Origin of the sequence: Sulfurimonas sp., from assembly GCF_019429335.1 — a bacterium.
Classification (GTDB): Bacteria; Campylobacterota; Campylobacteria; order Campylobacterales; family Sulfurimonadaceae; genus Sulfurimonas.
The window spans coordinates 1-21,833 of record NZ_JAHYJB010000023.1 but is presented as its reverse complement, the minus strand read 5'-3'; the positions used below and the strand labels follow the sequence as shown (position 1 = coordinate 21,833).

The window sequence follows — 21,833 nt, the reverse complement described above, 5'->3', positions numbered from 1 at the left end:
AACGTAAAAGTAGTGATATAATACATATAGCACGCAAAACATATAAAGCATCGAAGCGAACATGACTAATTATCCAAAAAAATTAAATCCCATATTTGATAGATTAAAGAGTTATGATATAAAGCCTATTATTGTAGGTGGCTTTATCAGAGATTCTCTTTTAAAAATAGAATCTAAAGATATAGACATAGAGCTTTACGGAGCCATCACTTTTAAAAAACTCCAAGAGATACTAGAGGAATTTGGCGCTGTTAATATTGTAGGAAAAAGCTTCGGAGTTTGCAAACTGAGGTTTGAAGATTATGATTTGGACTTCTCATTTCCAAGAAGAGACAGCAAAATTGAGTCAGGACATCGCGGGTTTGAGGTTACTGTTGATTCTACTCTTGACTTTAAAGCTGCCGCATCAAGAAGAGACTTTACAATTAACGCTATAGGATATGACGTTGCAGAGAAAAAAGTGCTCGACCCATATAATGGTATAAGCGACTTAAAAGAGAAAATATTAAAAGCGGTAGATAAAAAGAGTTTTGCGGAGGATCCGTTAAGAGTTTTAAGAGCCGCCCAGTTTTGTGCGAGGTTTGAGCTTAAAATAGAGCAGAATCTATTTTTAACATGTAGGGATATGGTTTCAAAAAATATGTTAGCCCAATTGCCAAAAGAGAGGGTGTTTGAGGAGATAAAGAAACTTCTTTTAAAATCGCGCAAACCATCACTTGGATTTGTACTTTTAAAAGAGTTTGGTACAGATATTTACACCGATAATCTTGATGTAGTTGATGAGATAGCAAAGCGGCTGACGGCCAACAGTCAGACAAATCTTGTTTTAATGTTAGCGGGGCTTTGTTATAACTTTGAACAAAGAGAGGCAGAAGATTTTATATCAAAACTCAGCAATGAGAAAGAGCTTTTTAAGAGGACTCTTCTGTTGGTAAAATTTCATAACAAAATAGAGAATATATATTTAAACAATCTTAACGACTATCTGCTCTATAAACTATCTGCAGAGGCAAACATAGAGGAACTTCTTATTTTAAGCAGCGCAATATATTTTGCAAAAAATGACTCAAAAATATATAAAGCCGGTGAAGAGGTCTACAATAGAGCAAAAGATTTAAATATACTAGATAAAAAACTCCCTCAGCTTTTAAGCGGCAAAGAGCTTTTGCAGTTTGGACTTAAACCTTCGCCAATATTTTCAAAAATTTTAGATGTGGCTTACGAAGCTCAAATGAAAGGTGACTTCAAAAGTTATGATGAAGCGCTGCTCTGGTTAAAAGAATATATATCTCACAAAGCTTGTTTTATATAGCTTTAGGGGTTGCAAGAGACAAGATGTCTCTGCCACAAGAGTGGGCTCTGCTCATTCTGTATATAATAACTAAATTTTTAGGCTCTCTATCTCTATAACAGTGTGAACATTTCCTCTTGGGTTATAATCAGCCACAATTTTCATATATTTTGGTTTTAACTTTTCCTCCAAAACGGTGTATATCTCATTTGCGCTGTTCTCATGCGAAATATGTCTCTCTCTAAATGAGTTTATATATAGTTTTATGGCTTTTAGCTCAACAACCCACTCATCAGGCGTATATTCTAAGTGTATCGTTGCAAAATCTGGATATCCGCTTCTTGGACACAGACATGAGAACTCAGGAAGAGTCATCTTTATAAGGTAGTTTCTCTTATGCTCGTTTGGCCAAATCTCCAAATCTTTCTCTACGTCAAACTCACTAACAATCTTTTCACCGTATTTCATACTAACTCCTAATTTTTAAATTTTTTTCCAAAGGTGCAATATATTTGCCCTGAATATAATCTATTTTCAACTCTTGTGCCATGTTGACAACACTCTTATTTTCAACCATCTTTATCCAAGTTTTAACACCTTTTTCATGTGCCATTGTGTTAAATCCGCTAATAATGTATTTGCTTCTGTTTTCATCTATATCTCTGCTGTAAAAAGTGTCAAATCTGACTACATCTATGTTTAAATCCCTCAGATATAAAAAACTTGTATGGAGTGAGCCTAGTCTGTCGATGCCGATAAAAATTCCCTCATCCCTTAATTGTTGTAGGACTGCATTGAATTTATCAATTTTAGGAAAATATTCACTCTCACTAAAAAGAAACGTTACCCTGCCTTTTACACACTTATTTTTATAAAAGAGCTCTTTTATTTTGTTTAAAACTATCGGGTTTCTTATTGATGTCGGCGATATAGTAATGGCATAGTTTTCATTATCTGTTTTTTTGCAGATATTTACTATTTTTTCCAAAACCATCAAATCATACTCATGCATCAATCTTAATTTATCCAATATTTTCATATAGTTTTTTTGATGCAGGAGCTTGCCATCAGGCATATTAAGTTTAATAAAACACTCTTTTAGGATTTTATTTCCTTTTTCAAAAACATCTTGAGTTATAAGAGTTAAATCTCTTCTTTTTATAGCATTTATTACAAAGTACTCCAAATCGCTTGGATTTATTTCGCTCTCTTGATTTAGCATAATCTTTGAGTCTCTTTTTTTACTTTGCATTTCAAAAAGATTTTCTATAAGATAATCAAGATTATTTGAAAAAGCTATATCGTTTATAGCGCCTGATATCTGTACTTCAATGTCATCTATTTTAAACTCTTCACTCTTGAGGCACATCAGCTCCATAACGGTTTTGTATTGGTTCTTATTCCCTTTTAATCCTACTATAAAATCTCCACCTTTTATATGTCCGATGGGAAAATTATATATATCTTTTGTTTTAAAATATTCAGCTATCCATAAAACTGTTTCATAAAGTATCTTATCCCCATTCTTTATGCCGTAGCGTTCATTTATCTCATAAAGGTTATCTATGCTTATAAGCAAAAGTGTGTACTCTTTAGAATTTCGCAGCTCTTTATTTAAAAAATCGTACATGTACTCTCTGGTAAAAGCTTTTGAAATATTATCCGTTATCTTTGTATCAAAACCTTTATAGATAAGGTAGAAGATAAAATAGATGCTAAATACCAAAACCAAGATGGATTCTATATAAAAAGAGCTGCTGAGTGTATCTTGGCTTGTTGTAAAGGTGTGAAAAATCAAAGCGATAACAAGAGCAAAAATCGGAAGTACCATTCTAAGTGCTAACTTAAAACGGTACTCTCTCTCTTTGGTTTGCGGAAGTAACATGTAGTTTTTTTATAGCATCAAGATGTTAAACATCTAAATGTTTAACATCTTTAGCGTGTGTTTCAATGTAGTTACGGCGCGGTTCAACTTCATCGCCCATAAATAGAGTAAATGTATCGCTTGCAAGCTCTGCATCATCGATAGTAACTTGCAATAAAACTCTGTTTTCAGGAGTCATAGTCGTCTCCCACAGCTGATCTGGATTCATCTCTCCAAGACCTTTGTAGCGTTGAATATATGCGCCTTTTTTTGCATAATCTATAACATCACTAAGTACTTTAATAAAATCATCTTTAAAATCTAAGTTCCACTCTTTTATTTTTCTATATACGAAACTTGCTTCATTAAAGTGAGGTGCCGCAAAGAGATCATCATTAATAAGTAACTCTTCCATTCCGTCTTTTGTTTGAACAAATATGTGAATAGAATCATCATCAATACTTTTTGTTAAAATGTTATTTCCGTTTTGAGTTAAAAATTCTTCAACTTTTTCATACATAGATTTTATATCTAAACCAATAAGATCCGGATTTTCTATAAAATGGCGGATTAACGAAACAAGCGCATATCTTCTCTCTAGCGCCTCCAGTGAGCCTCTGTAATGGTCAACCATTTTAAAGTAAGAAATCAAATCTTGATGACCTACACTCTCAATCTCTAAAGACTCGATACCGTTTTCTATAAGATAATCATTCATAGCGCGGTCATCTTTAAAATAAATCTCTTTTTTGCCTTTTTTATAGCGATAAAGCGGCGGCTGTGCCAAATATAGATAGCCGTTATCTACAACACTTCTAAAGTGACGGAAGAAAAATGTAAGCAAAAGTGTTTGAATATGGCTTCCGTCAACGTCGGCATCGGTCATAATAATGATTTTATGATAACGAAGTTTCTCTTCGTTATACTCTTCACCGATTCCGCAGCCCATTGCCGTTATCATATTTGTAATCTCTTCAGATTTTAAAATCTTGTCAAGTCTTGCTTTTTCAACATTTAATATCTTACCTTTTAGAGGTAAGATTGCCTGAAATACTCTATCTCTGCCCATTTTTGCCGAACCGCCTGCAGAGTCGCCCTCGACCAGATAAAGTTCACATATTGAAGCATCTTTGCTTTGACAATCTGCAAGTTTTCCAGGAAGTGTTCCAACACTCATGGAATCTTTTCTGCGTGTCAATTCTCTTGCCTTTTTTGCAGCTTCACGACCGCGTGCAGCCATTAAAGATTTAGCAACAATCGCTTTTGCTTCTATAGGGTTTTCTTCAAAATATTTACTTAAAAGTTCATACGTAGATTTTTGAACCAACGGTCTTACATAAGTGTTTCCAAGTTTGCCTTTTGTTTGTCCTTCAAACTGAGGCTCAGGAACACGAACTGAAACGATGGCAATAAGTCCCTCGCTTGTATCTTCACCGCTTATTTTTACGTCTTTCTCTTTTGCAGCTCCGTTTTGAGCATTATAGTTTGCAATAACACGTGTTAATCCTGCTCTAAAACCTGCTTCATGTGTTCCGCCGTTAGGAGTACGAATATTGTTTACAAAAGAGTAAACTTTCTCATCATATGTATCGTTGTACATAAGAGCTATGTCAAACTCTATATCCTCTATTTTTGAATTAAATTCAAAAACTTTTGCTACCTCTTGTTTTTTATTTAAGTCGGCTACATATTGAGCAATACCGCCTTCAAAATGATAATCCTCTTTTACGCCTGTTCTCTCGTCTGAAAATTTTATGGTTATAAAAGGGTTTAGATATGCAAGTTCTTTAAATCTTTTTGCAAGGTATTCAAATTCAAAAGTTGTAGTCTCTGTAAATATACTTGGATCTGGAGAAAATTCAATAGTAGTACCTGTTTTTCTAGTAGTTCCGATTGCTTTTAAAACTTCTTGTGGTATACCTTTTTTAAAATCTTGTTCAAATATTTCGCCGTTTCTGTAAATAGTCATTTTAAGGTCGGAAGAGAGAGCATTTACAACTGATACGCCGACGCCGTGAAGACCACCTGAAACCTTATATGTATCTTTATCAAATTTACCGCCGGCATGAAGAACTGTTAAAACAACGGTAGCAGCACTCATACCCTCACCAGGGTGCATATCTGTAGGAATACCGCGTCCATTATCGACAACTTTACACGTACCGTCTTTTGTAAGAGTTACATTAATCGTGTCACAATGTCCAGCCATCGCTTCGTCAATGGAATTATCAATAACTTCATAAACTAAATGATGCAAACCTCTGTGACCTGTATCACCTATATACATACCAGGTCGTTTACGAACTGCTTCCAATCCCTTTAGGACTTTAATATTACTAGCGCCGTAATTTTCCATTAAATTCTCCAATATAACTTTTGACATAATTGAGGATATTTTATCTAATTTATTCTAAAAGAAAGTTTTATGGTAATTTAATGATAATCTGACCTTACCCACTTTTGTAAAAAAGAGCGTAGAGTGTCAGTTTTTCTCCCCTATCGGAGAAATAGTAGTAACTTTAGAGGGTTGCAGGGACTTTAGTCCCTGCCATTAAAACGGACGTCCATCTTAATTCGTAACATCAATTATATAACTATAGGCATAACTACAGTTTTAAAATTGCCTTCGCTTAAAACAAACGGCAGGTTGCTCTCATTTAAACCTATGGTAAATTCTGAGCTATTTATCGTGTTTAAAAAATCCAAAAGATATCTGCTGTTTATTGCAATAACAAACGGTGTTGAAAAATTTGTAGCAAAATTAATCTCTGTTTTGGCCTCTATATTATCATCGCTAAGAGACTCAAAAGTTATAATGTCGTTTAAAAAAGTAATTTTAACATCAGTTGATATGGTTGTAATCTGCTTAATAGCTTCAATCATTGTCGCTTTTGGAAGTGTAAGCGTTTTTGATATCTCTTTAGGGATAATTCTTGAGTATTCAGGAAATTTGCCGTTTATAAGTTTTGTAAAAAAAGTATATTGATCAGAGTGGATAATAAGACTGTTTTCATCGTAGTATAACTCTATATTGTCAAAAAATAGTTTTTGTATTTCAATAATTGCTTTTTTTGGAATAATTATGGATAACTCTGTGCTGCTATCATTATTAATATTTACAACTGCCAATCTTCTTGTGTCTGTTGAAGCAAAATTAATGCTTTTCTCTTTTATATCAATCAATGCGCCGTTTAGTTCAAATTTAGGATTGTTGATATCAATAGAGGGTGTTATTTTTTTCAGAGAATCTATAAGAGAGTGTGAATCTATTGCTATTGTGGGTTTTCCATCATATATTGGGAATGCAGGGAATTCGTTATATGAAAATGTCGGCAGTTTAAATTTAGAGTGAGATTGAGAGATATATAATATATCGCCTTTAACCTCAAGATTTATATCACCATCTTTTAAAATTCTTACTATATCAAGGAGTTTTTTACCGTTAGCAGTTACATTTCCGTTTTCAACAATATTGATTTTGTCAGTAGATACAATCAAACCGATTTCATAATCTGTAGCTTTGATTGTTAGATTAGAGCCAGATACATCAATGAAGACATGGGAAGTAATTTGTGAAGTGTCTTTTTTTTCTAAGAACGGCTGAGCATGGACTAAAATATTTTCAATGATAGATTTTTGTACAGATATCTTCATTTTAATTCCTATTTATTATATAAAATTATAGTATTAGTAGTAGGAGGCGGTGAGAATGTGAATATCACCATCTAGCCCCTAGTACAAGAGAGCTTCAGATGTGATGAACTACCACAATCTCATTCACACTTATTCACTTGAGCAATTATATCTTTTTTTTTATTTTTTATGAAGACGAGGTAATTTTATTTGTCAATTCTTCAATCTTGACTTTAAAATCTTCGTCATTTAACATCAATTCATTTATTTTTTTCAAGGTATGGCTAATCGCTGTATGATCCTGCATGCCGAAATACTGGGCTAGTTGAGGCATAGTGTTTTGTGTTAGTTCGCGGCAGAGATAGATAGCAATTCTTCTTGCATAGACTAGATTTTTACTTCTTCCTTTTGAGCGGATTTCACTTGGTTTAATATTTAGATCTTTTGCTACGCTTTGAGTGATAATATCAAGGGTGAGATTTGCACGATTTTCTTGAAGCTGGTCTTTGAGTACATTTTTTGTAAACTGTAAATCTATATCGACATGCATAAGTTGTGAATATGCATGAAGTTTCGATAATATTCCCTCAATTTCACGGACATTGCTCTCTATAACGGTTGCTATATAGTAGATAATATCTTTTGTAAGAACGACTTTGTTTATTTTGCACTTATTTTCAATAATAGCTATTTTTGTTTCAAGCTCAGGTGGCTGAATATCGGCAACAAGCCCATGTTCAAACCTGCTTTGAAGTCTCTTCTCAAGACCTGCTATTTTTTTAGGATGTTTGTCAGCTGTTAGTATAATCTGTTTTCCGATACCTTTTAGTGCTTCAAAAGTGTGAAAAAACTCCTCCTGAATCCCCTCTTTATTGCTTAAAAACTGAATATCGTCTATAAGGAGCACGTCACATTTGCGGTATTTCTCTTGAAATCTTTCCATAGTTTTATTTCTAACATGTCGTATAAAATCATTTAAGAATTGCTCAACCGTAGTATAGATAACAATTTTTCCCTGATTTTGTAAAATATTTCCGGCTGCTTGCATAAGGTGAGTTTTTCCAAGACCTACACCGCCATAAATAAATACAGGATTATAGAGTTCACCCGGTTTTTCACTAACGCTCTTTACGGTTGCATATGCAAACTGGTTTGAACCCCCGACCATAAAGTTGGCAAATGTGTGAGATGGATTTAAAAGTGAATGCTGCTGCGGCTTTTGTTCCGGTATTTGCTGAATTTTTTTTGTATCGGTCTGATTTTTTAGTAAAATGCTGACATTCACCTTTCCAGAGTTTTGTATATCAAAGAGATGTTTTATCTTTGCACAATACTTATTTTTTATCCAATTTAAAACTAAAGAGTTTGAAACATAAAAAATAGCGCTGTCTTCGGTGGATTTTTTAGTATCATAGACCAAATGTTTAATATATCTGTTATATTCAATTTCTGGAATCTCTTCTTTTAGCAGAAGCAAAATTTTTTGACCGATGTTCACATAAAGCCTTATTTAATATATAATTTATATGTGAATAGTAGCTATAATTCCCATAAATAAAGTTAAAATGATGTGAATAAAAAATTTATAACATGTGAAAGAAAATTATGACAATTTTAGGAATTGACCCTGGAACTAGAAAAATGGGCTATGCACTTATCTCTTTAGAGAAGGGAAAAATTGCACTGCTTGAGGCTGGACTTATAAAGATAAAAGCTGAAGAACTGCAGTTTCAAATCCCGCAGATGGTCGAGGCATTTGAGACAATATTTAAAAATTTTAAGATAGATGAAGTGGCAATCGAAGATATTTTTTATGCACATAATCCAAAAACAACAATTAAACTTGCACAGTTTCGTGGAGCTATCATGCTTATGCTTCTTCAACAGTTTGGGCAGTTTAACGAATACACCGCTCTTCAAGTAAAAAAAGCATTAACAGGAAACGGCAAAGCGACAAAAGAGCAGGTAGCATTTATGGCAAAAAGGCTTTTAAACATAAAAAAAGAGATAAAACCGCTTGATATAACGGATGCAATTGCGGTTGCAATAACCCACTCACAAAGAGTAAGACTAAAACAGCAATAATCCTCTCTTGCTTTAAATCAAATAGCAATTTTTTTAAAACAGTATAATTTTTAAAAAAATAAAGGATTTTTATAAATGAACAATTTTGCTTCTCTACCCGAAGGACACCCGGTTAGAGTCTATTTGGAAGAAAATATGCTAATTAGGGGAGTGATAGCAAGTATAAACAGCATAAACATAATAGAAAATTTTGATGAGTTTAAAGAGAAGTTTGTAAGATTATGTTTGGTTGAGAAACATTTTGCAAGAAAAGAGAACCAGCTTTTTCCATATCTTGAGAAGTACGGCTGGACAAGTCCCTCACAAAATATGTGGGCTTTTCACGATGATATAAGAGCAGAGATAAAAACCGCAAGAGCTTTAGTACAAGAGAAAAATATGTCCGCTTTGATGCAGCAGCTACAGGTAGTTTTTGCAAACTTAGAACATATCATGCAGGTTGAAGAGGGAAGACTTCTTCCAAATGCGCTAAATATGCTTGATGAAGATGACTGGAAAGAGATGCGCTCAGGCGATGAGGAGATAGGCTGGATGTTTGATACGCCGCCTGCTGCTTATCCTGCACATATAGAGGGTGAATATATCCACCCATCACAAGACAAACAGAAGAGAAAACTGCCATTCTCGCTTGAGAACAGAATTAATCTTGAAGAGGGCTACATGTTGCCTGAGCAAATTAACTGGCTTTTAAAGTTTATGCCTGTTGATATTACCTATGTCGATGAGAATGACATCGTTATTTTTTATAACCGCGGAGATGAGAGAGTATTTCCAAGAAGTGCGGGAATTATCGGTCGCGAGGTAAAATTTTGTCATCCTCCGAAGTCTGTTGATCAGGTTTTGATGATACTAAGAGAGTTTAAAGCAGGCCGCAGAGATGAGGCAGAATTTTGGATTACATTTAAAGGCAAATTTATTCACATCCGTTATTTTGCCATCAGAAATGATGAGGGTGTTTATAAAGGTGTTATAGAAGTTTCTCAAGATGTTACCCATATAAGAGAGTTAGAGGGTCAAAGAAGATTGCTTGATTGGGAATAGGGTATAATTTCAAAAAATATGCCACTTAATGTGGCGCTTTAGTGCCATAGCGGCTAGCGTAGATATCGCGATATCGTACCAAATGAATGGAGGATTCCTTCATTTTATAAAATAAAATTAAGGAAAAATAGTGTCAAAATTTGAAAATGTAACCGTGGTTAAAAAAGCAAATATCTATAGAGATGGAAGCGTTACAAGCAGAACAGTAGAATTTGCTGACGGCTCAAGAAAGACTCTTGGAATTATGCTTCCTGGAGAATACACTTTTGGAACCGACGCTGCGGAGATAATGGAGATAATGAGCGGAGAGCTTGATATCAGATTGCCAAACGAAGAGTGGAAAACGCTTCACACTCCCGAGACTTTTAACGTGCCTGCGAACTCATCGTTTGATCTTAAAATAAAAAGAGTTACAGACTACTGCTGCTCGTATATAGAGTAGTTTTGGTCGTAGTATTAATACTCCGGAGTTCTATCTTTTAAGCCGGTGTAAAGCTGGCGAGGACGAGCTATTTTTATAGTTTTTTGCTGATTTAATTCGCTCCACTGCGCAATCCAGCCAGGCGTTCTGCCTATAACAAATATAACGGCAAACATCTCTTTTGGAATTTTTAGTGCCTGAAGAATTAATCCTGAGTAAAAATCAATATTCGGATACAGATTTCTGCTTACAAAGTACTCATCGCTAAGAGCTATTTCTTCTATTTTGTTTGCAACTTCAACAAGTTCACTGCTTATACCCAACTCTTCCATAAGATTATTGCGGATATTTTTTAGTATTGTTGCACGAGGGTCGAAATTTTTATATACGCGATGCCCGAATCCCATAAGCTTGAACGGGTCATTTTTATCTTTTGTGCGCGCTATAAACTCATCTACTCTGTCTAGCGTTCCTATCATCTCCAGCTGACGAATGACACTTTCGTTTGCTCCGCCGTGGCTTTTTCCCCAAAGAGCTCCTATTCCTGCGCTTATTGCTGCATATGGATGGGCATTTGTTGAAGCCAGATTTCTAACGGCTGTTGTTGATGCATTTTGTTCATGGTCTGCATGAAGAGTAAAAATAGTGTCAAGCGCTTTTATTTCTATCGGTTTTAGTTCAACATAGCTGTGCGGATAAGCTCTTAACATGTAGAGAAAATTCTCTGTAAATCCTTTCTCCATGTCTGGATATATAATAGGCAAGCCGTTAGAATATCTGTACGAAAAAGCTGCAAGAGTAGGGATTTTGGCAACTATTCTATTCGCCATCTCTGTATACTCTTCTTTGTTTTTTATATCTAAATGTTTGTAGTAAAATGTAGAGAGTGCGGAGACGCCTGCCGAGAGAATCGCCATTGGATGTGCTCTGTCCGGAAAAGAGTCAAAAAGTTTTTTTACTCCCTCGTGTACAAAAGAGCGTTTTTTCATCTCTATTGTAAAATTATCCAACTGATCTTTAGTGGGAAGTTCGCCGTTTAAAAGAAGATAAGCTGTATCTAAAAAACTTTTTTTGCTTGCAAGGTATGCTATATCATATCCCCTGTACATAAGCTTTCCCTCTTCGCCGTCTATGTATGTTATATCTGATTTGCATGATGCCGTGGATGTATAACCCTCATCATAGGTAAACATTTTGGTCTCTTTGTAAAGAGTTGAAATATCAATTACAGATGGACCCACTGTTGCATCGAGTATGGGAAATTCATAACTTTTACCGTCACGATTGTTTGTTAATGTTATTGTGTCTCTGCTCATAATATAGTCCCTTTTTATAGTAGAGTTCTTGCAGAACCCTTTTTACACGCTAAATGAGCAAAGCCCATTTAGCTACGCTAGCCGCTGTGGCACTAATGTTTGCCTCTTGTAAGGCAAAATACTTCTTACAGTTTCGCAAGAAGTATAATAAATAATTATACTATATAAATTGTGTAATGAGTTTGTTTAGGCTTACATCATCCAGAGTGCCTGAAACCCTTTGAACCTCTTTTGGATTTTTGAAAATTATAATCGTCGATGTGCTTCTTTTTTCCTACATGTTAGGTTTTTTATAAGACAACAGCGTATATAGAACCTCTTCTATATACAAAAACTCTCTTCTTCTCTTTTGACGCGGTTGCCTTTTTGAAATCTTCCAAAGTTGCAATCTCGCTGTTTTCTACCTGCACGATTATGTCGTTTTTTCTTATTCCGATTTTATACGCTTCGCTCTTCTCATCCACGTCAACTACAGCAACACCGTTTATGTTAATGTTTAGCTGCTGTTTGTGTGTTTGGCTTATTTGAGCCAGCTTTATACCCTTGTACTCATATCCGCCGTTTGCTACTTTATCCTCAGGTGCCCCAAGTATAACATTCACAGCGTTTATCTTCTTGTCTCTTAGATATTTTATGTTTACCGTCTTTGAAGGAGCGTATGAACCTATCGTATTTTTTAGCTCACTTGCACCGCCTATTTTTTTGCCGTTAACCGAGATAATCAAATCCCCTCTCTTGAGACCCGCTTTTGCAGCAGGAGAGTTATCCTCCACGCCTGTTATTAGAGCTCCGTATTTATCATCATAAAAAGCGCTCATATCATCATCTATGTCTGAGATATTTACCCCAAGATACGCACGTGTATATTTGCCACTCTCTATGAGACTTGTTGCAACTGTCGTAACCATGTTTGATGGAATTGCAAAACCGATGCCGACATTTCCGCCTGATTTTGAGATAATTGCAGAGTTGATTCCTATGAGATGTCCTGCTGAGTTAATAAGAGCGCCGCCCGAATTTCCCGGGTTTATCGAAGCGTCCGTTTGGATAAAATCTTCATACTCTACAATTCCAACACCGCTTCTTCCAGTGGCAGAGACTATCCCTTGTGTTATAGTCTCACCGACTCCAAATGGATTTCCAAGCGCAAAAACCACATCCCCGACTTTCACCTTGTCTGAGTCAAAAAAAGTTACTGCATTTAAATCTTTTGCCTCGATTTTTATAATAGCTAAGTCGCTCTTCTCGTCTTTGCCTATTAGCTTGGCTTCATACTCTTTTTTGTTGCCTGCTAGATTTACTATTATCTTATCTGCACCGTCAACTACATGGTTGTTGGTAACAATGTAGCCATCCTTTGAAACAATAACTCCAGAGCCTAGTGACTTCTCTATTCTCTCTTGAGGGATATCCCCGTAACCTCTAAAAAATTCTCTGAAAAACGGGTCGTTTAAAAAAGGATTTGCGTTTAACCCTGCACCGCTAACCTCTTTTTTTATAGAGATATTCACAATGCTTGTTCTTACATCTTCTAAAATATTGTTATAGGAGAGTATGCGGTTTTGGTTTGTCGGATGTTCCCGCTCTATGCTCTTTGGTGCGTACTTAAACTCTACATCGCTTTTGGCATAAACAAGTGTAAATATCAGAAGTGAAAGCAGAATGATTTTTTTCATGAAAACTCCTTTTTGTTTAAAATGTTATAACTAAAAGGTTAATGAAGTGTTTTTATTGTTCTCGAAAAACAGAAGTTTTTTGTAGCTTTAGTGGGTTTGCAAGGGAGATTTGCCACTGCTACGAAAACGAACATGTTCGTTTTCGTGTGTAACATTAATCAAAAGGAGCCTTCTGCGTATTTTAGCGAGGAGGCTTTTATCTGGCATGCAGAGTTTGCAGCGGCCGAGAAACTGTTATAGGCTCCAAGCGCAAATCTAAAAGAGTCTTCTTTATGGATAAGCGTTATACCTTCGCTTAAATCTGCATGCGGAAGTTTTGAGCTCTCAATAAGTCTGGCATCACTTACGCCGCTAAACTCAAATCCAATAGTTATCCAGTCAAATCCTCTTGCGCTGTCTTGTGCTGCGAGAGTAATTTTAAGTGTGGTAGGAGTTAAAATCTCAATTGATCTAAACTCTGCATCAATAAAGTTGCCAAATCTTTTTAAGAAGCTCTCTAAATCATTTTTTAAAAGAGGTCTCATTTAATAAAACTTTTTATTGGCAACCGACACATTCCAAACTTCTGTCTTCAACGTCGCTTGCCATTTCAGGAGACTGCGAGCGCAGGTAGTATGTAGATTTAAGACCCAGCTTCCAAGCTAACATGTAGATTTCGTTTAAGTACTTTCCGCTTGCTTTATCAAGGGTTATAAAGATATTTAAACTTTGACCTTGGTCTAACCATTTTTGACGAATCGCCGCCGCTTTTATAAGTATGGTTTGGTTCAAATCATAAGCCGGAGTGTAGTATGCCCAAGTATCAGGTGAGAGTTCAGGAACAACAACCGGAATAAGACCCGATAGATTCTCCTCGTACCACTTTCTCTTAAATACCGGCTCAATTGCCTGTGTAGTTCCGGTAAGAATTGAGATAGAACTAGTAGGCGCTATTGCCATAAGATAGCCGTTTCTTATTCCCTGCTTTTTTACTTTTGCGCGAAGCTCTTCCCACTCGTAAGACGAAGCAAAAAGTCCGCCTCGGTCAACAAGTTTTTTAACATCGGTCGTAGCATGGTCCATCGGCATTATGCCTTTGCTCCATTTTGAACCCTCATATTCGGGATAAGGGCTTTTCTCAAGAGCTATATCGCTAGATGCAGATATGGCATTAAAGCTAACGGCTTCCATAACTTCGTCTATCTTGTCAAAGTGCTGCTGACTTCCCCATGTTATTGCCTGCTGTGCTAACATCTGAGCTTCACCCATAACACCAAGACCGATTGCTCTTGTTTTCATGTTAGTGCGTTTAACCTTCTCTATAGGGTAGAAATTCAAATCTATAACGTTATCAAGAGCACGGATAGCAATTGGAACTATTCTGTCGATATCCTCTTTCGTGTTTATGCGCGAGAGATTAACTGAAGCTAGATTACAAACAGCAGTGTCGCCGTTTATCTTCTCTTTTTCAACAACGTAAATCTCTCTGCCGCCCAATGAGTCAAGCGCAGTTACTTTTTTAGCCGGCTTTTCAACTCCGCTGTCAACTTTAATGATATCCTCTTCCCCATAACTAACACTCTCGCCGTTTTCAAAAATAAACTTTATTTTATAACGGTTAGGGTTTGTGTTTTGGAAAATCTCAGTACATAGGTTAGAACTTCTTATAACACCTGTGTGGCTGTTAGGGTTGGCTCTGTTCGCATTGTCTTTGAAGCACAGGAAAGGACTTCCTGTTTCAAAGTAAGATGTGAGTATCTTTTTCCAGAGGCTTTTAGCTTTGAGTCTCTCTTTTACAATACTCTCATTTGCCTCAAGCTCTTTGTATCTTTTGTTAAACTCTTCACCGTAAAGCGTTGCTAGCTCTCTGCAGTCATAAGGGTCAAATAGAGTCCAGATTCCATCCTCTTCCACTCTTTGCATAAAGAGGTCGTTTAGCCATAGTGCAGGGAAAAGGTCGTGTGCGCGGCGACGCTCTTCGCCAGAGTTTTTCTTCAAATCCAAAAAGTCGTTTATATCAATGTGCCAAGGCTCCAAGTAAACAGCAATAGCGCCTTTTCTAGTCCCCAGCTGATCAACCGCAACAGCGATGTCGTTTGTGATTTTCAGAAACGGAACGGTTCCGCCTGCCGCGTTTTTATGCCCGTCGATAAAAGAACCCATTGAGCGTACATTTGTCCAATCCCAGCCGATTCCTCCGCCGAATTTTGAGAGCATCGCCATCTCTGCGTAAGAGTCGAATATCCCCTCTATGTTGTCTGGAGTTGAACCGATGTAGCATGAACTCAACTGGTGCCTTGTTGTTCTCGCATTGCTTAGAGTCGGAGTAGCTAACATAACTTCAAAAGTAGAAATCATGTTATAAAACTTGATTGCCCACTCCTCTTTTTTCTCTTCTCTTTGAGCTAAAAACATGGCTATCGCCATAAACATATGCTGAGGCAGCTCCATAGGATTGCCGTTTCTGTCTTTTATAAGATATCTGTCGTAGAGTGTTTTAACGCCCAGATAGTTAAACTGCATGTCGCGTTCAGGTTTGATATGTTTTTCTAAGCTATCAAGGTTATACATCTCTTTTAAACCAAGGAGAAGTCTCCCCTCTTTTTCACCTTTTTCAAAGTAGCTCTTTAGTGACGAGTAACCTGTAAATCCGTTTACTTCATGATATAGGTTAAACAAAAAAAGTCTTGATGCGACAAACGTCCAGTTAGGAGTATCTATGTCTATCTTGTCAACTGCGGTTTTAATAAGAGTCTGCTGTATCTCTTTCGATGTAATTCCGTCACGGAAGTGAATCTGCGCATCGACTTCAAGTTCGCTTTGAGAAACATTAGCCAGACCCTCAACGGCTGCTGAAGTGTATTTCTGGATTTTGGTAATGTCGAGAGTTTCTGTTCTGCCGTTTCTTTTTATAATTGTTATCATTTTAACGTCCTAGGTCATACAAAAGTGTTCTCTTTTGTACTTTTAATATTTTTATACTTTTTCATTTTAATGCTAAAAGAATATTAGCAGAATTTTGTCATTTTAACGAAAAACTCTCGCAAAAATTTTGTCAACATTTTTTGTATAGTAGTCAAAGTTAAAGCATTCACGAATTGCCTCTTCACTCAGACTCGCTCTTAACTCTTCATCCGCCAAAAGGTGGTTTAGGTATAGGCTCTCACCTTTCTCGTTTGTTGTAGGTTTGCCCTGCTGTATCTCTTCCCAGACCTTCATCGCGTTTCTCTGAACTATGCGATAAGCATCCTCGCGGCTAACACCTTTTAGCGGAAGCTCAAGTAGAACTCTCTGAGAAAAGACAAGTCCTCCGGTAAGATTGAGATTTCTCATCATGTTTTGGGGATATACAGTTAGGTTAGCGATTACATTATTCATGCGGTGTAACATAAAGTCGCTTGTTATAAATGAGTCGGGAAGCCAAAATCTCTCAGTTGAAGAGTGGCTGATATCTCTCTCATGCCAAAGCGCTACGTTTTCCATGGCAGGTATTGCGTAAGCTCTTATCATTCTTGCCAAACCTGTTATGTTTTCTGTTAGTATCGGGTTGCGCTTATGAGGCATAGCAGATGAGCCTTTTTGACCCTTTGCAAAATACTCTTCGCACTCGTAAACTTCAGTTCTCTGCCAGTGGCGGACTTGAACTGCAAACTTCTCTATTGAGCTTGCCATAAGAGCCAACGAGGTAGCAAGTCTTGCGTATCTGTCTCGCTGAATAACTTGGTTAGATGCGGGTGCAGGTTTTAGCCCCAGCTCTTCACATGTATACTCTTCAAGCTCTAAGGGAGCGTGAGCAAAGTTACCCATTGCCCCGCTAACCTGTCCTACACTTATAACATCAAGTGTCTGCTCTAGATTTTCTAAATGTCTTGCCATTTCGTCATACCAAACAGCTAACACAAGACCGAATGTTATAGGCTCTCCATGTATGCCGTGGCTGCGTCCAACCATAAGAGTCATCTTGTGTTCCATCGCTCTTTTTTTAATCGACTCCATAAGCATCTTCACATCTTCTATGATTAACTCCAGAGAGCTTTTCATCTGTAGTGCTACAGCTGTGTCAATCGTATCTGAACTTGTCATGCCGTAGTGAAACCATCTGCTCTCTTCGCCCAGTGTTTCAGATACGCTTGTGGTAAATGCTATAAGGTCATGGCGGGTGACTGCTTCTATCTCGTCAATCCTCTCTATATTAAACCCTGCATTCTGCACAATTTTTTTTGCATCTTCATCAGGAATCAGACCGAGTCTGTTCCAAGCCTTGACTACTGCTTTTTCTACATCAAGCCAAGCCTGATATTTTGCCTGCATAGTCCATTTAGAGCTCATCTCAACTCTTGAGTATCTTTCGATCATATGTGTTGCCCTTATGATAATTATCTTATGTTTTTATGTTAAAATTAAGTCATTAATTTTACAGAAAATAATGTAAATCGTTGATTAAATAGGGGTTAAATTTGCCATTTGTAACTAAAAAAATGTTTGCACGAGAAAGAGAGAGTGCTTTTCTTTTTCTAAAGCGGGAATTGGGATACTCCCAAAGAGATATTCAAAGATATATAGCAGTAGGAAGAGTTCTCGTAAATGGCATTCCGATTACAAAGCCATCAGATTATTTGGAGGGTGAGTTTGAGTTTATATATTTTGAACCGATATCAAAAGGTTTAGCTCCGCATGTTGTAGATGAGAAGTTTGTGGTTTTTGACAAACCAAGCGGTATGCTTATCCATCCTCAAAACAGACACACAGAGTACTCCCTTATAGATGAGTTGAAGTTTCAGTTCGGAATGGATGCAAATATTGCTCATAGAATAGACCAAGAGACTAGCGGACTTGTTTTGTGCGCAAAAGACAAAAAGAGCGAAGTTGATATAAAGATGATGTTTCAAGAGCGTGATATGAAGAAGAAGTATTTGGCTATGGTTCACGGAGAGTTAAAAGATGAACTTCGTATTGACGCTCCGCTGCTTCGATATGATGATGAAAAGAGTGCACTTATCAGAATGGTTGTAAAAGTGCATGAGAGCGGCAAGGAATCACTTACATATATAAAACCGGTTAAATATTATCCAGAGTTAAATATGACGATGGTTGAGTGTTCTCCACACACAGGAAGACAACATCAGATAAGAGTCCATATGTTTCATGTGAAACATCCGATAGTCGGTGATCCTGTTTATGGACAAGATGAAGAGAACATCGTAAAGTATCTCGACAGAGAACTTGACAGAGAAACAAGAGTTACGATAAGCGGCTCGAGAAGATTGCTTCTGCATGCAAATGAATTAGAGTTTGAATTGTACGGCAAAAATTATCATGTTAAAAGTAACGTGGATTTTGAAAAAGTTTGTTTAGAAAATATGAAATAGAAAAAGTCATAGCTGAAATATTTTCATACATATATTAAACATATAAGCCATTACATGTGAATAACTTAAAGTAGCTTTTGAGGACATTTTTATTATTAATACAACAGCTCATAATTAAACTCTCACATAGCCCTAAAATAGGCACTTTTAATGATATGTAAAAAATATAATTTCAGGTTATTTTTATATAAATTAGTTCTTAAGCAAATACTGAATTTTTAAATTTGCACTGTAGAAAACATTATATTGTTCACACTTTAGAGCAATGTGTGAATAGTACACATATTGAGTAAAAAAATAACTTTTTTTTATGGAAAAACTTTTTTTAAGAGAGTGAAGGAATTTTTTATTAATAAATCTAGGGTATGATATTATTTATAAACGACCTCCCTGGTGTGTTGGTCGTTTTGTTAATTAGTCTTCGTTTTTTTTATCAGATGTTGCTGCTTTTATAAAACCTATTACTCCAACCGCAAACACAAGAATTAAAAATACAATTTGGAAAATTTCTACATAGTTCATTTTAACTCACTCCCTGTTTTTTCTTTTAGCTGTCCGCACGCCGCACTGATATCTATCCCTTTTGAGTCACGGATGGTACACAAAAGGCCATGATTAACTAGATACTCCTGAAAAGCAATCATATCTGCTTTATCTGGTCTTTGATACTCAGTTCCAGGATAGGGATTGAAATATATAAGATTTACCTTCGCTTTTATGCCTGAGAGTAGTTTTACAAGCTTTTTTGCAGAGCCGATATCATCGTTTTTGTTTTTTATAACCAGATACTCAAACATAACTCTTTTTCTCGTATCAATAGGAAAACGTTTAACAGCTTCTATAATAGAAGAGATATTGTGAGCCTTATTCATAGGGATAAGTTCAGTTCTAAGCTCATCATCGACCGCGTGAAGCGAAATAGCTATATGAACACCCAAATCCATCTCTCCGAGTCTGTCTATCTTGTTGCTAAGCCCGCTTGTAGAGACGGTTTGTCTTTTGCCTGAAATGCACAACCCCTCTTCTTCTTTAAAAATCTCTATGGCACGTGCTAGATTATCAAGATTATCCAGAGGTTCACCCATTCCCATGTAGACTATATTTATCATTCTGTTGTGTTTGTGTTCATTATCACGCTTTAGAGCCACAACCTGCCCTACTATCTCTCCTGCGGTTAAATCCCTTGTAAAACCGCCTTTTGCAGTCAAACAAAAAGCACAACCGACTTTACAGCCGACTTGTGTGGATACACAGATGGTATATTTCGCCTCTTGTGTAACTTCGCCGGCTTCGTCTGTGAGCGTTTCTTTCATCTTGAGCCAAACTGCTTCTACCGTTTTCCCGTCTTGAAGTTCAAGCAGATATTTGATAGTGCCGTCGATTGATTCCTCTTTTTTTATTATCTTAAGAGGATTTAGAAGATATTTTTCAGCCAGCTCGTCTCTAAGCTGTTTTGGAATATTTTTCATCTCATCAAAGTTTTGAACATATTGATGATATAGCCAGCCATAAATCTGTTTTGCCCTAAATGATGGCTTTATGTTTTCTTGCAGCTCTTTTAGCGTAAAATCAAGAAGTGATGGTTTCATTTTTTTGTTAATTCCTTGATTCTTTTTTTTACATGTATATTTAAAATCTTTTTTGCTTCTTCGTGATTTTTTAAAAAATCCTCATGGGCATTTTTGTTAGTAAAGTTTGTTATACAAAAAACTCCGCCGGCTGGAATATCAAACTCCTGAGCAACCCTTAAAACAGCAAAAAACTCCATGTTTTCTATGCCAATACCGAGGTTTAGAAACTTTTTTGTTAGCTCTTGGTTTGTTGAGATATAGTTTGAAGAGTTGACTATAACATCTCTTTTTGTTTGCTCTGTGTTAGTGGAAATAACATTATCTAAAGGAGTGTATGCATCGCCGTTTAGAAATGCAAGTTCTATATTTGATGCTGTTTTTGACTCTATTATGTCAAATATTTTGTGTTCTCCATAACTTCCGGCACTTCCCACAAACAACAAAAATTCAGGTTTGTCAAAAAGGCAGGCTCTTGTCAGGTTGATTGTCATCTCAATTAGACCTACTCCCATAGGAGTGGCAAAATCAAATGTTTCATTATTTCCAGCGCAGATTATCATATACAAACCTCTATAATCTAACTGGAATATTATTATCGTGTAGGTAGTGTTTTAAATCCATAATATTTATCTCTTTGTAGTGGAAGATACTCGCAGCGAGCGCCGCATCTGCACCATGTAAAAACGCCTCTTTTATATGCTCCATAGTTCCGGCTCCGCCGCTTGCGATAACAGGAACGTTTACAGCGCTGCTTATCAACTGGGTTATGTTTAGCTCAAAACCGGCTTTTGTGCCGTCCGCATCCATTGAGGTTAAAAGTATCTCACCGCTTCCTCTGCTTACTGCCTCTTTTGCCCACTCTATCGCATCGATTCCAGTGTCTTCCCTGCCGCCGTTTAGATATACGTTATATCTGTTGCCTGTTTTTTTAACATCTATCGCTGTGACGATACACTGTGAGCCAAATCGCTTTGCACCTTCATCTATCAATTGTGGTCTTTTTATTGCTGCAGAGTTTACGCTTACTTTATCACACCCTACATTTAGAAGTTTGTAGATGTCCTCAAGTTTTCTGATGCCTCCGCCAACAGTTAGAGGTATGAAAATTTCGCGTGCAACACGCGCCACTATATCTACTATGGTGTCGCGGTTATCACTTGATGCGGTTATATCTAAAAATGTAATCTCATCTGCACCCTCTTCATTGTATCTTTTTGCAACTTCAACTGGATCCCCTGCATCTCTAAGACCGATAAAGTTGACACCTTTAACAACGCGTCCGTCTTTAACATCAAGACAAGGAATAATTCTTTTTGCAAAATAGTTCAAAAGTAGCACCTTTTATAATATAACGAAATTATACACTTTATGGCTTATATTTACTTTTGATATGTTTGGCATGAGATTTGGTTTCAAACTGTAAAATGTTTCATGTGAAACATATGATTATTTTATTTGTAAGAGCCACTTGCAAATTCAATCAAGCAACCAAGCCAACACCTTCTAACCTCAATTTTCTAACTTTTTAAAAAACTGATTTTAGCCATTGCCTGTAATTTTACAGTTTTTTGGCTGATTTACTTTAAT

General features: G+C 36.5%; 18 protein-coding genes. 5 read left to right on the top strand and 13 right to left on the bottom strand.

The window, feature by feature from the left end:
- Positions 1 to 61 precede the first annotated feature (61 nt).
- The gene (locus tag K0A91_RS07980) at positions 62 to 1,312 is read left to right on the top strand and encodes a CCA tRNA nucleotidyltransferase (RefSeq protein WP_295009659.1); all 1,251 of its coding nucleotides are present in this window, start codon (positions 62 to 64) and stop codon (positions 1,310 to 1,312) included.
- Positions 1,313 to 1,381: 69 nt separating this feature from the next.
- Here K0A91_RS07980 and queF read toward each other — a convergent pair whose 3' ends face one another.
- The 5 genes from queF to dnaA all read right to left on the bottom strand — a co-directional run bounded on the left by queF (position 1,382) and on the right by dnaA (position 8,286).
- Positions 1,382 to 1,759, bottom strand: a complete 378-nt coding sequence (gene queF, locus K0A91_RS07975; protein WP_295009658.1) for a preQ(1) synthase — start codon at positions 1,757 to 1,759, stop codon at positions 1,382 to 1,384.
- A gap of 1 nt (position 1,760) precedes the next feature.
- Positions 1,761 to 3,176, bottom strand: a complete 1,416-nt coding sequence (locus tag K0A91_RS07970; protein ID WP_295009657.1) for a GGDEF domain-containing protein — start codon at positions 3,174 to 3,176, stop codon at positions 1,761 to 1,763.
- Positions 3,177 to 3,201: 25 nt separating this feature from the next.
- Positions 3,202 to 5,511, bottom strand: a complete 2,310-nt coding sequence (gene gyrB / locus K0A91_RS07965; RefSeq protein ID WP_295009668.1) for a DNA topoisomerase (ATP-hydrolyzing) subunit B — start codon at positions 5,509 to 5,511, stop codon at positions 3,202 to 3,204.
- Between the two features lie 230 nt (positions 5,512 to 5,741).
- On the bottom strand, positions 5,742 to 6,809 hold the full coding sequence (gene dnaN / locus K0A91_RS07960; protein WP_295009656.1) for a DNA polymerase III subunit beta: 1,068 nt from the start codon (positions 6,807 to 6,809) through the stop codon (positions 5,742 to 5,744).
- 166 nt (positions 6,810 to 6,975) lie between these two features.
- Positions 6,976 to 8,286, bottom strand: coding sequence for a chromosomal replication initiator protein DnaA (gene dnaA / locus K0A91_RS07955; RefSeq protein ID WP_295009655.1), 1,311 nt, complete (start codon positions 8,284 to 8,286; stop codon positions 6,976 to 6,978).
- A gap of 107 nt (positions 8,287 to 8,393) precedes the next feature.
- Here dnaA and ruvC point away from each other — a divergent pair, with 107 nt between their 5' ends.
- The 3 genes from ruvC (at position 8,394) to K0A91_RS07940 (ending at position 10,356) form a co-directional block, all read left to right on the top strand.
- Positions 8,394 to 8,873 carry a crossover junction endodeoxyribonuclease RuvC gene (ruvC, locus tag K0A91_RS07950; RefSeq protein ID WP_295009654.1) on the top strand — a complete coding sequence of 160 codons (480 nt, stop codon included), beginning with the start codon at positions 8,394 to 8,396 and terminating at the stop codon, positions 8,871 to 8,873.
- A 75-nt stretch (positions 8,874 to 8,948) separates the two neighbouring features.
- Complete coding sequence (locus K0A91_RS07945; RefSeq protein ID WP_295009653.1) at positions 8,949 to 9,914, top strand: PAS domain-containing protein; 966 nt, start codon at positions 8,949 to 8,951, stop codon at positions 9,912 to 9,914.
- Positions 9,915 to 10,044: 130 nt separating this feature from the next.
- On the top strand, positions 10,045 to 10,356 hold the full coding sequence (locus tag K0A91_RS07940) for a pyrimidine/purine nucleoside phosphorylase (protein ID WP_295009652.1): 312 nt from the start codon (positions 10,045 to 10,047) through the stop codon (positions 10,354 to 10,356).
- A gap of 14 nt (positions 10,357 to 10,370) precedes the next feature.
- Here the strand turns inward: K0A91_RS07940 and K0A91_RS07935 are convergent, their stop codons facing one another.
- The 5 genes from K0A91_RS07935 to purB all read right to left on the bottom strand — a co-directional run bounded on the left by K0A91_RS07935 (position 10,371) and on the right by purB (position 17,662).
- Positions 10,371 to 11,651, bottom strand: coding sequence for a citrate synthase (locus K0A91_RS07935; RefSeq protein WP_295009651.1), 1,281 nt, complete (start codon positions 11,649 to 11,651; stop codon positions 10,371 to 10,373).
- A gap of 290 nt (positions 11,652 to 11,941) precedes the next feature.
- A complete protein-coding gene (locus tag K0A91_RS07930) occupies positions 11,942 to 13,327 on the bottom strand; it encodes a Do family serine endopeptidase (RefSeq protein ID WP_295009650.1) in 1,386 nt (461 codons plus the stop codon).
- A 158-nt stretch (positions 13,328 to 13,485) separates the two neighbouring features.
- Positions 13,486 to 13,851, bottom strand: a complete 366-nt coding sequence (locus tag K0A91_RS07925; RefSeq protein WP_295009649.1) for a hypothetical protein — start codon at positions 13,849 to 13,851, stop codon at positions 13,486 to 13,488.
- A gap of 13 nt (positions 13,852 to 13,864) precedes the next feature.
- On the bottom strand, positions 13,865 to 16,231 hold the full coding sequence (locus K0A91_RS07920) for a ribonucleoside-diphosphate reductase subunit alpha (protein WP_295009648.1): 2,367 nt from the start codon (positions 16,229 to 16,231) through the stop codon (positions 13,865 to 13,867).
- Positions 16,232 to 16,333: 102 nt separating this feature from the next.
- The gene (gene purB / locus K0A91_RS07915; protein ID WP_295009647.1) at positions 16,334 to 17,662 is read right to left on the bottom strand and encodes an adenylosuccinate lyase; all 1,329 of its coding nucleotides are present in this window, start codon (positions 17,660 to 17,662) and stop codon (positions 16,334 to 16,336) included.
- Between the two features lie 122 nt (positions 17,663 to 17,784).
- Here purB and K0A91_RS07910 point away from each other — a divergent pair, with 122 nt between their 5' ends.
- Positions 17,785 to 18,675, top strand: coding sequence for an RluA family pseudouridine synthase (locus K0A91_RS07910; RefSeq protein WP_295009646.1), 891 nt, complete (start codon positions 17,785 to 17,787; stop codon positions 18,673 to 18,675).
- A gap of 518 nt (positions 18,676 to 19,193) precedes the next feature.
- Here the strand turns inward: K0A91_RS07910 and rlmN are convergent.
- Genes rlmN through hisF form a run of 3 tightly spaced genes read right to left on the bottom strand, consistent with a single transcriptional unit; the run spans position 19,194 to position 21,575 of the window.
- Positions 19,194 to 20,264 carry a 23S rRNA (adenine(2503)-C(2))-methyltransferase RlmN gene (gene rlmN / locus K0A91_RS07905; RefSeq protein ID WP_295009645.1) on the bottom strand — a complete coding sequence of 357 codons (1,071 nt, stop codon included), beginning with the start codon at positions 20,262 to 20,264 and terminating at the stop codon, positions 19,194 to 19,196.
- Positions 20,261 to 20,806 (bottom strand): purine-nucleoside phosphorylase, encoded by a 546-nt coding sequence (locus K0A91_RS07900; RefSeq protein WP_295009644.1) that lies wholly within the window; start codon positions 20,804 to 20,806, stop codon positions 20,261 to 20,263. The genes rlmN and K0A91_RS07900 overlap by 4 nt, the downstream gene beginning before the upstream one ends.
- A 10-nt stretch (positions 20,807 to 20,816) precedes the next feature.
- A complete protein-coding gene (hisF, locus tag K0A91_RS07895) occupies positions 20,817 to 21,575 on the bottom strand; it encodes an imidazole glycerol phosphate synthase subunit HisF (protein WP_295009643.1) in 759 nt (252 codons plus the stop codon).
- Positions 21,576 to 21,833: the final 258 nt, after the last annotated feature.

What these genes read in the sequence shown, in the direction of transcription:
- K0A91_RS07980 (WP_295009659.1), top strand. Translation starts at nt 62, where the DNA reads ATGACTAATTATCCAAAAAAATTAAATCCCATATTTGATAGATTAAAG.
- queF (WP_295009658.1), bottom strand. Translation starts at nt 1,759, where the DNA reads ATGAAATACGGTGAAAAGATTGTTAGTGAGTTTGACGTAGAGAAAGAT.
- K0A91_RS07970 (WP_295009657.1), bottom strand. Translation starts at nt 3,176, where the DNA reads ATGTTACTTCCGCAAACCAAAGAGAGAGAGTACCGTTTTAAGTTAGCA.
- gyrB (WP_295009668.1), bottom strand. Translation starts at nt 5,511, where the DNA reads ATGGAAAATTACGGCGCTAGTAATATTAAAGTCCTAAAGGGATTGGAA.
- dnaN (WP_295009656.1), bottom strand. Translation starts at nt 6,809, where the DNA reads ATGAAGATATCTGTACAAAAATCTATCATTGAAAATATTTTAGTCCAT.
- ruvC (WP_295009654.1), top strand. Translation starts at nt 8,394, where the DNA reads ATGACAATTTTAGGAATTGACCCTGGAACTAGAAAAATGGGCTATGCA.
- K0A91_RS07945 (WP_295009653.1), top strand. Translation starts at nt 8,949, where the DNA reads ATGAACAATTTTGCTTCTCTACCCGAAGGACACCCGGTTAGAGTCTAT.
- K0A91_RS07935 (WP_295009651.1), bottom strand. Translation starts at nt 11,651, where the DNA reads ATGAGCAGAGACACAATAACATTAACAAACAATCGTGACGGTAAAAGT.
- K0A91_RS07930 (WP_295009650.1), bottom strand. Translation starts at nt 13,327, where the DNA reads ATGAAAAAAATCATTCTGCTTTCACTTCTGATATTTACACTTGTTTAT.
- K0A91_RS07925 (WP_295009649.1), bottom strand. Translation starts at nt 13,851, where the DNA reads ATGAGACCTCTTTTAAAAAATGATTTAGAGAGCTTCTTAAAAAGATTT.
- K0A91_RS07920 (WP_295009648.1), bottom strand. Translation starts at nt 16,231, where the DNA reads ATGATAACAATTATAAAAAGAAACGGCAGAACAGAAACTCTCGACATT.
- purB (WP_295009647.1), bottom strand. Translation starts at nt 17,662, where the DNA reads ATGATCGAAAGATACTCAAGAGTTGAGATGAGCTCTAAATGGACTATG.
- K0A91_RS07910 (WP_295009646.1), top strand. Translation starts at nt 17,785, where the DNA reads ATGTTTGCACGAGAAAGAGAGAGTGCTTTTCTTTTTCTAAAGCGGGAA.
- rlmN (WP_295009645.1), bottom strand. Translation starts at nt 20,264, where the DNA reads ATGAAACCATCACTTCTTGATTTTACGCTAAAAGAGCTGCAAGAAAAC.
- K0A91_RS07900 (WP_295009644.1), bottom strand. Translation starts at nt 20,806, where the DNA reads ATGATAATCTGCGCTGGAAATAATGAAACATTTGATTTTGCCACTCCT.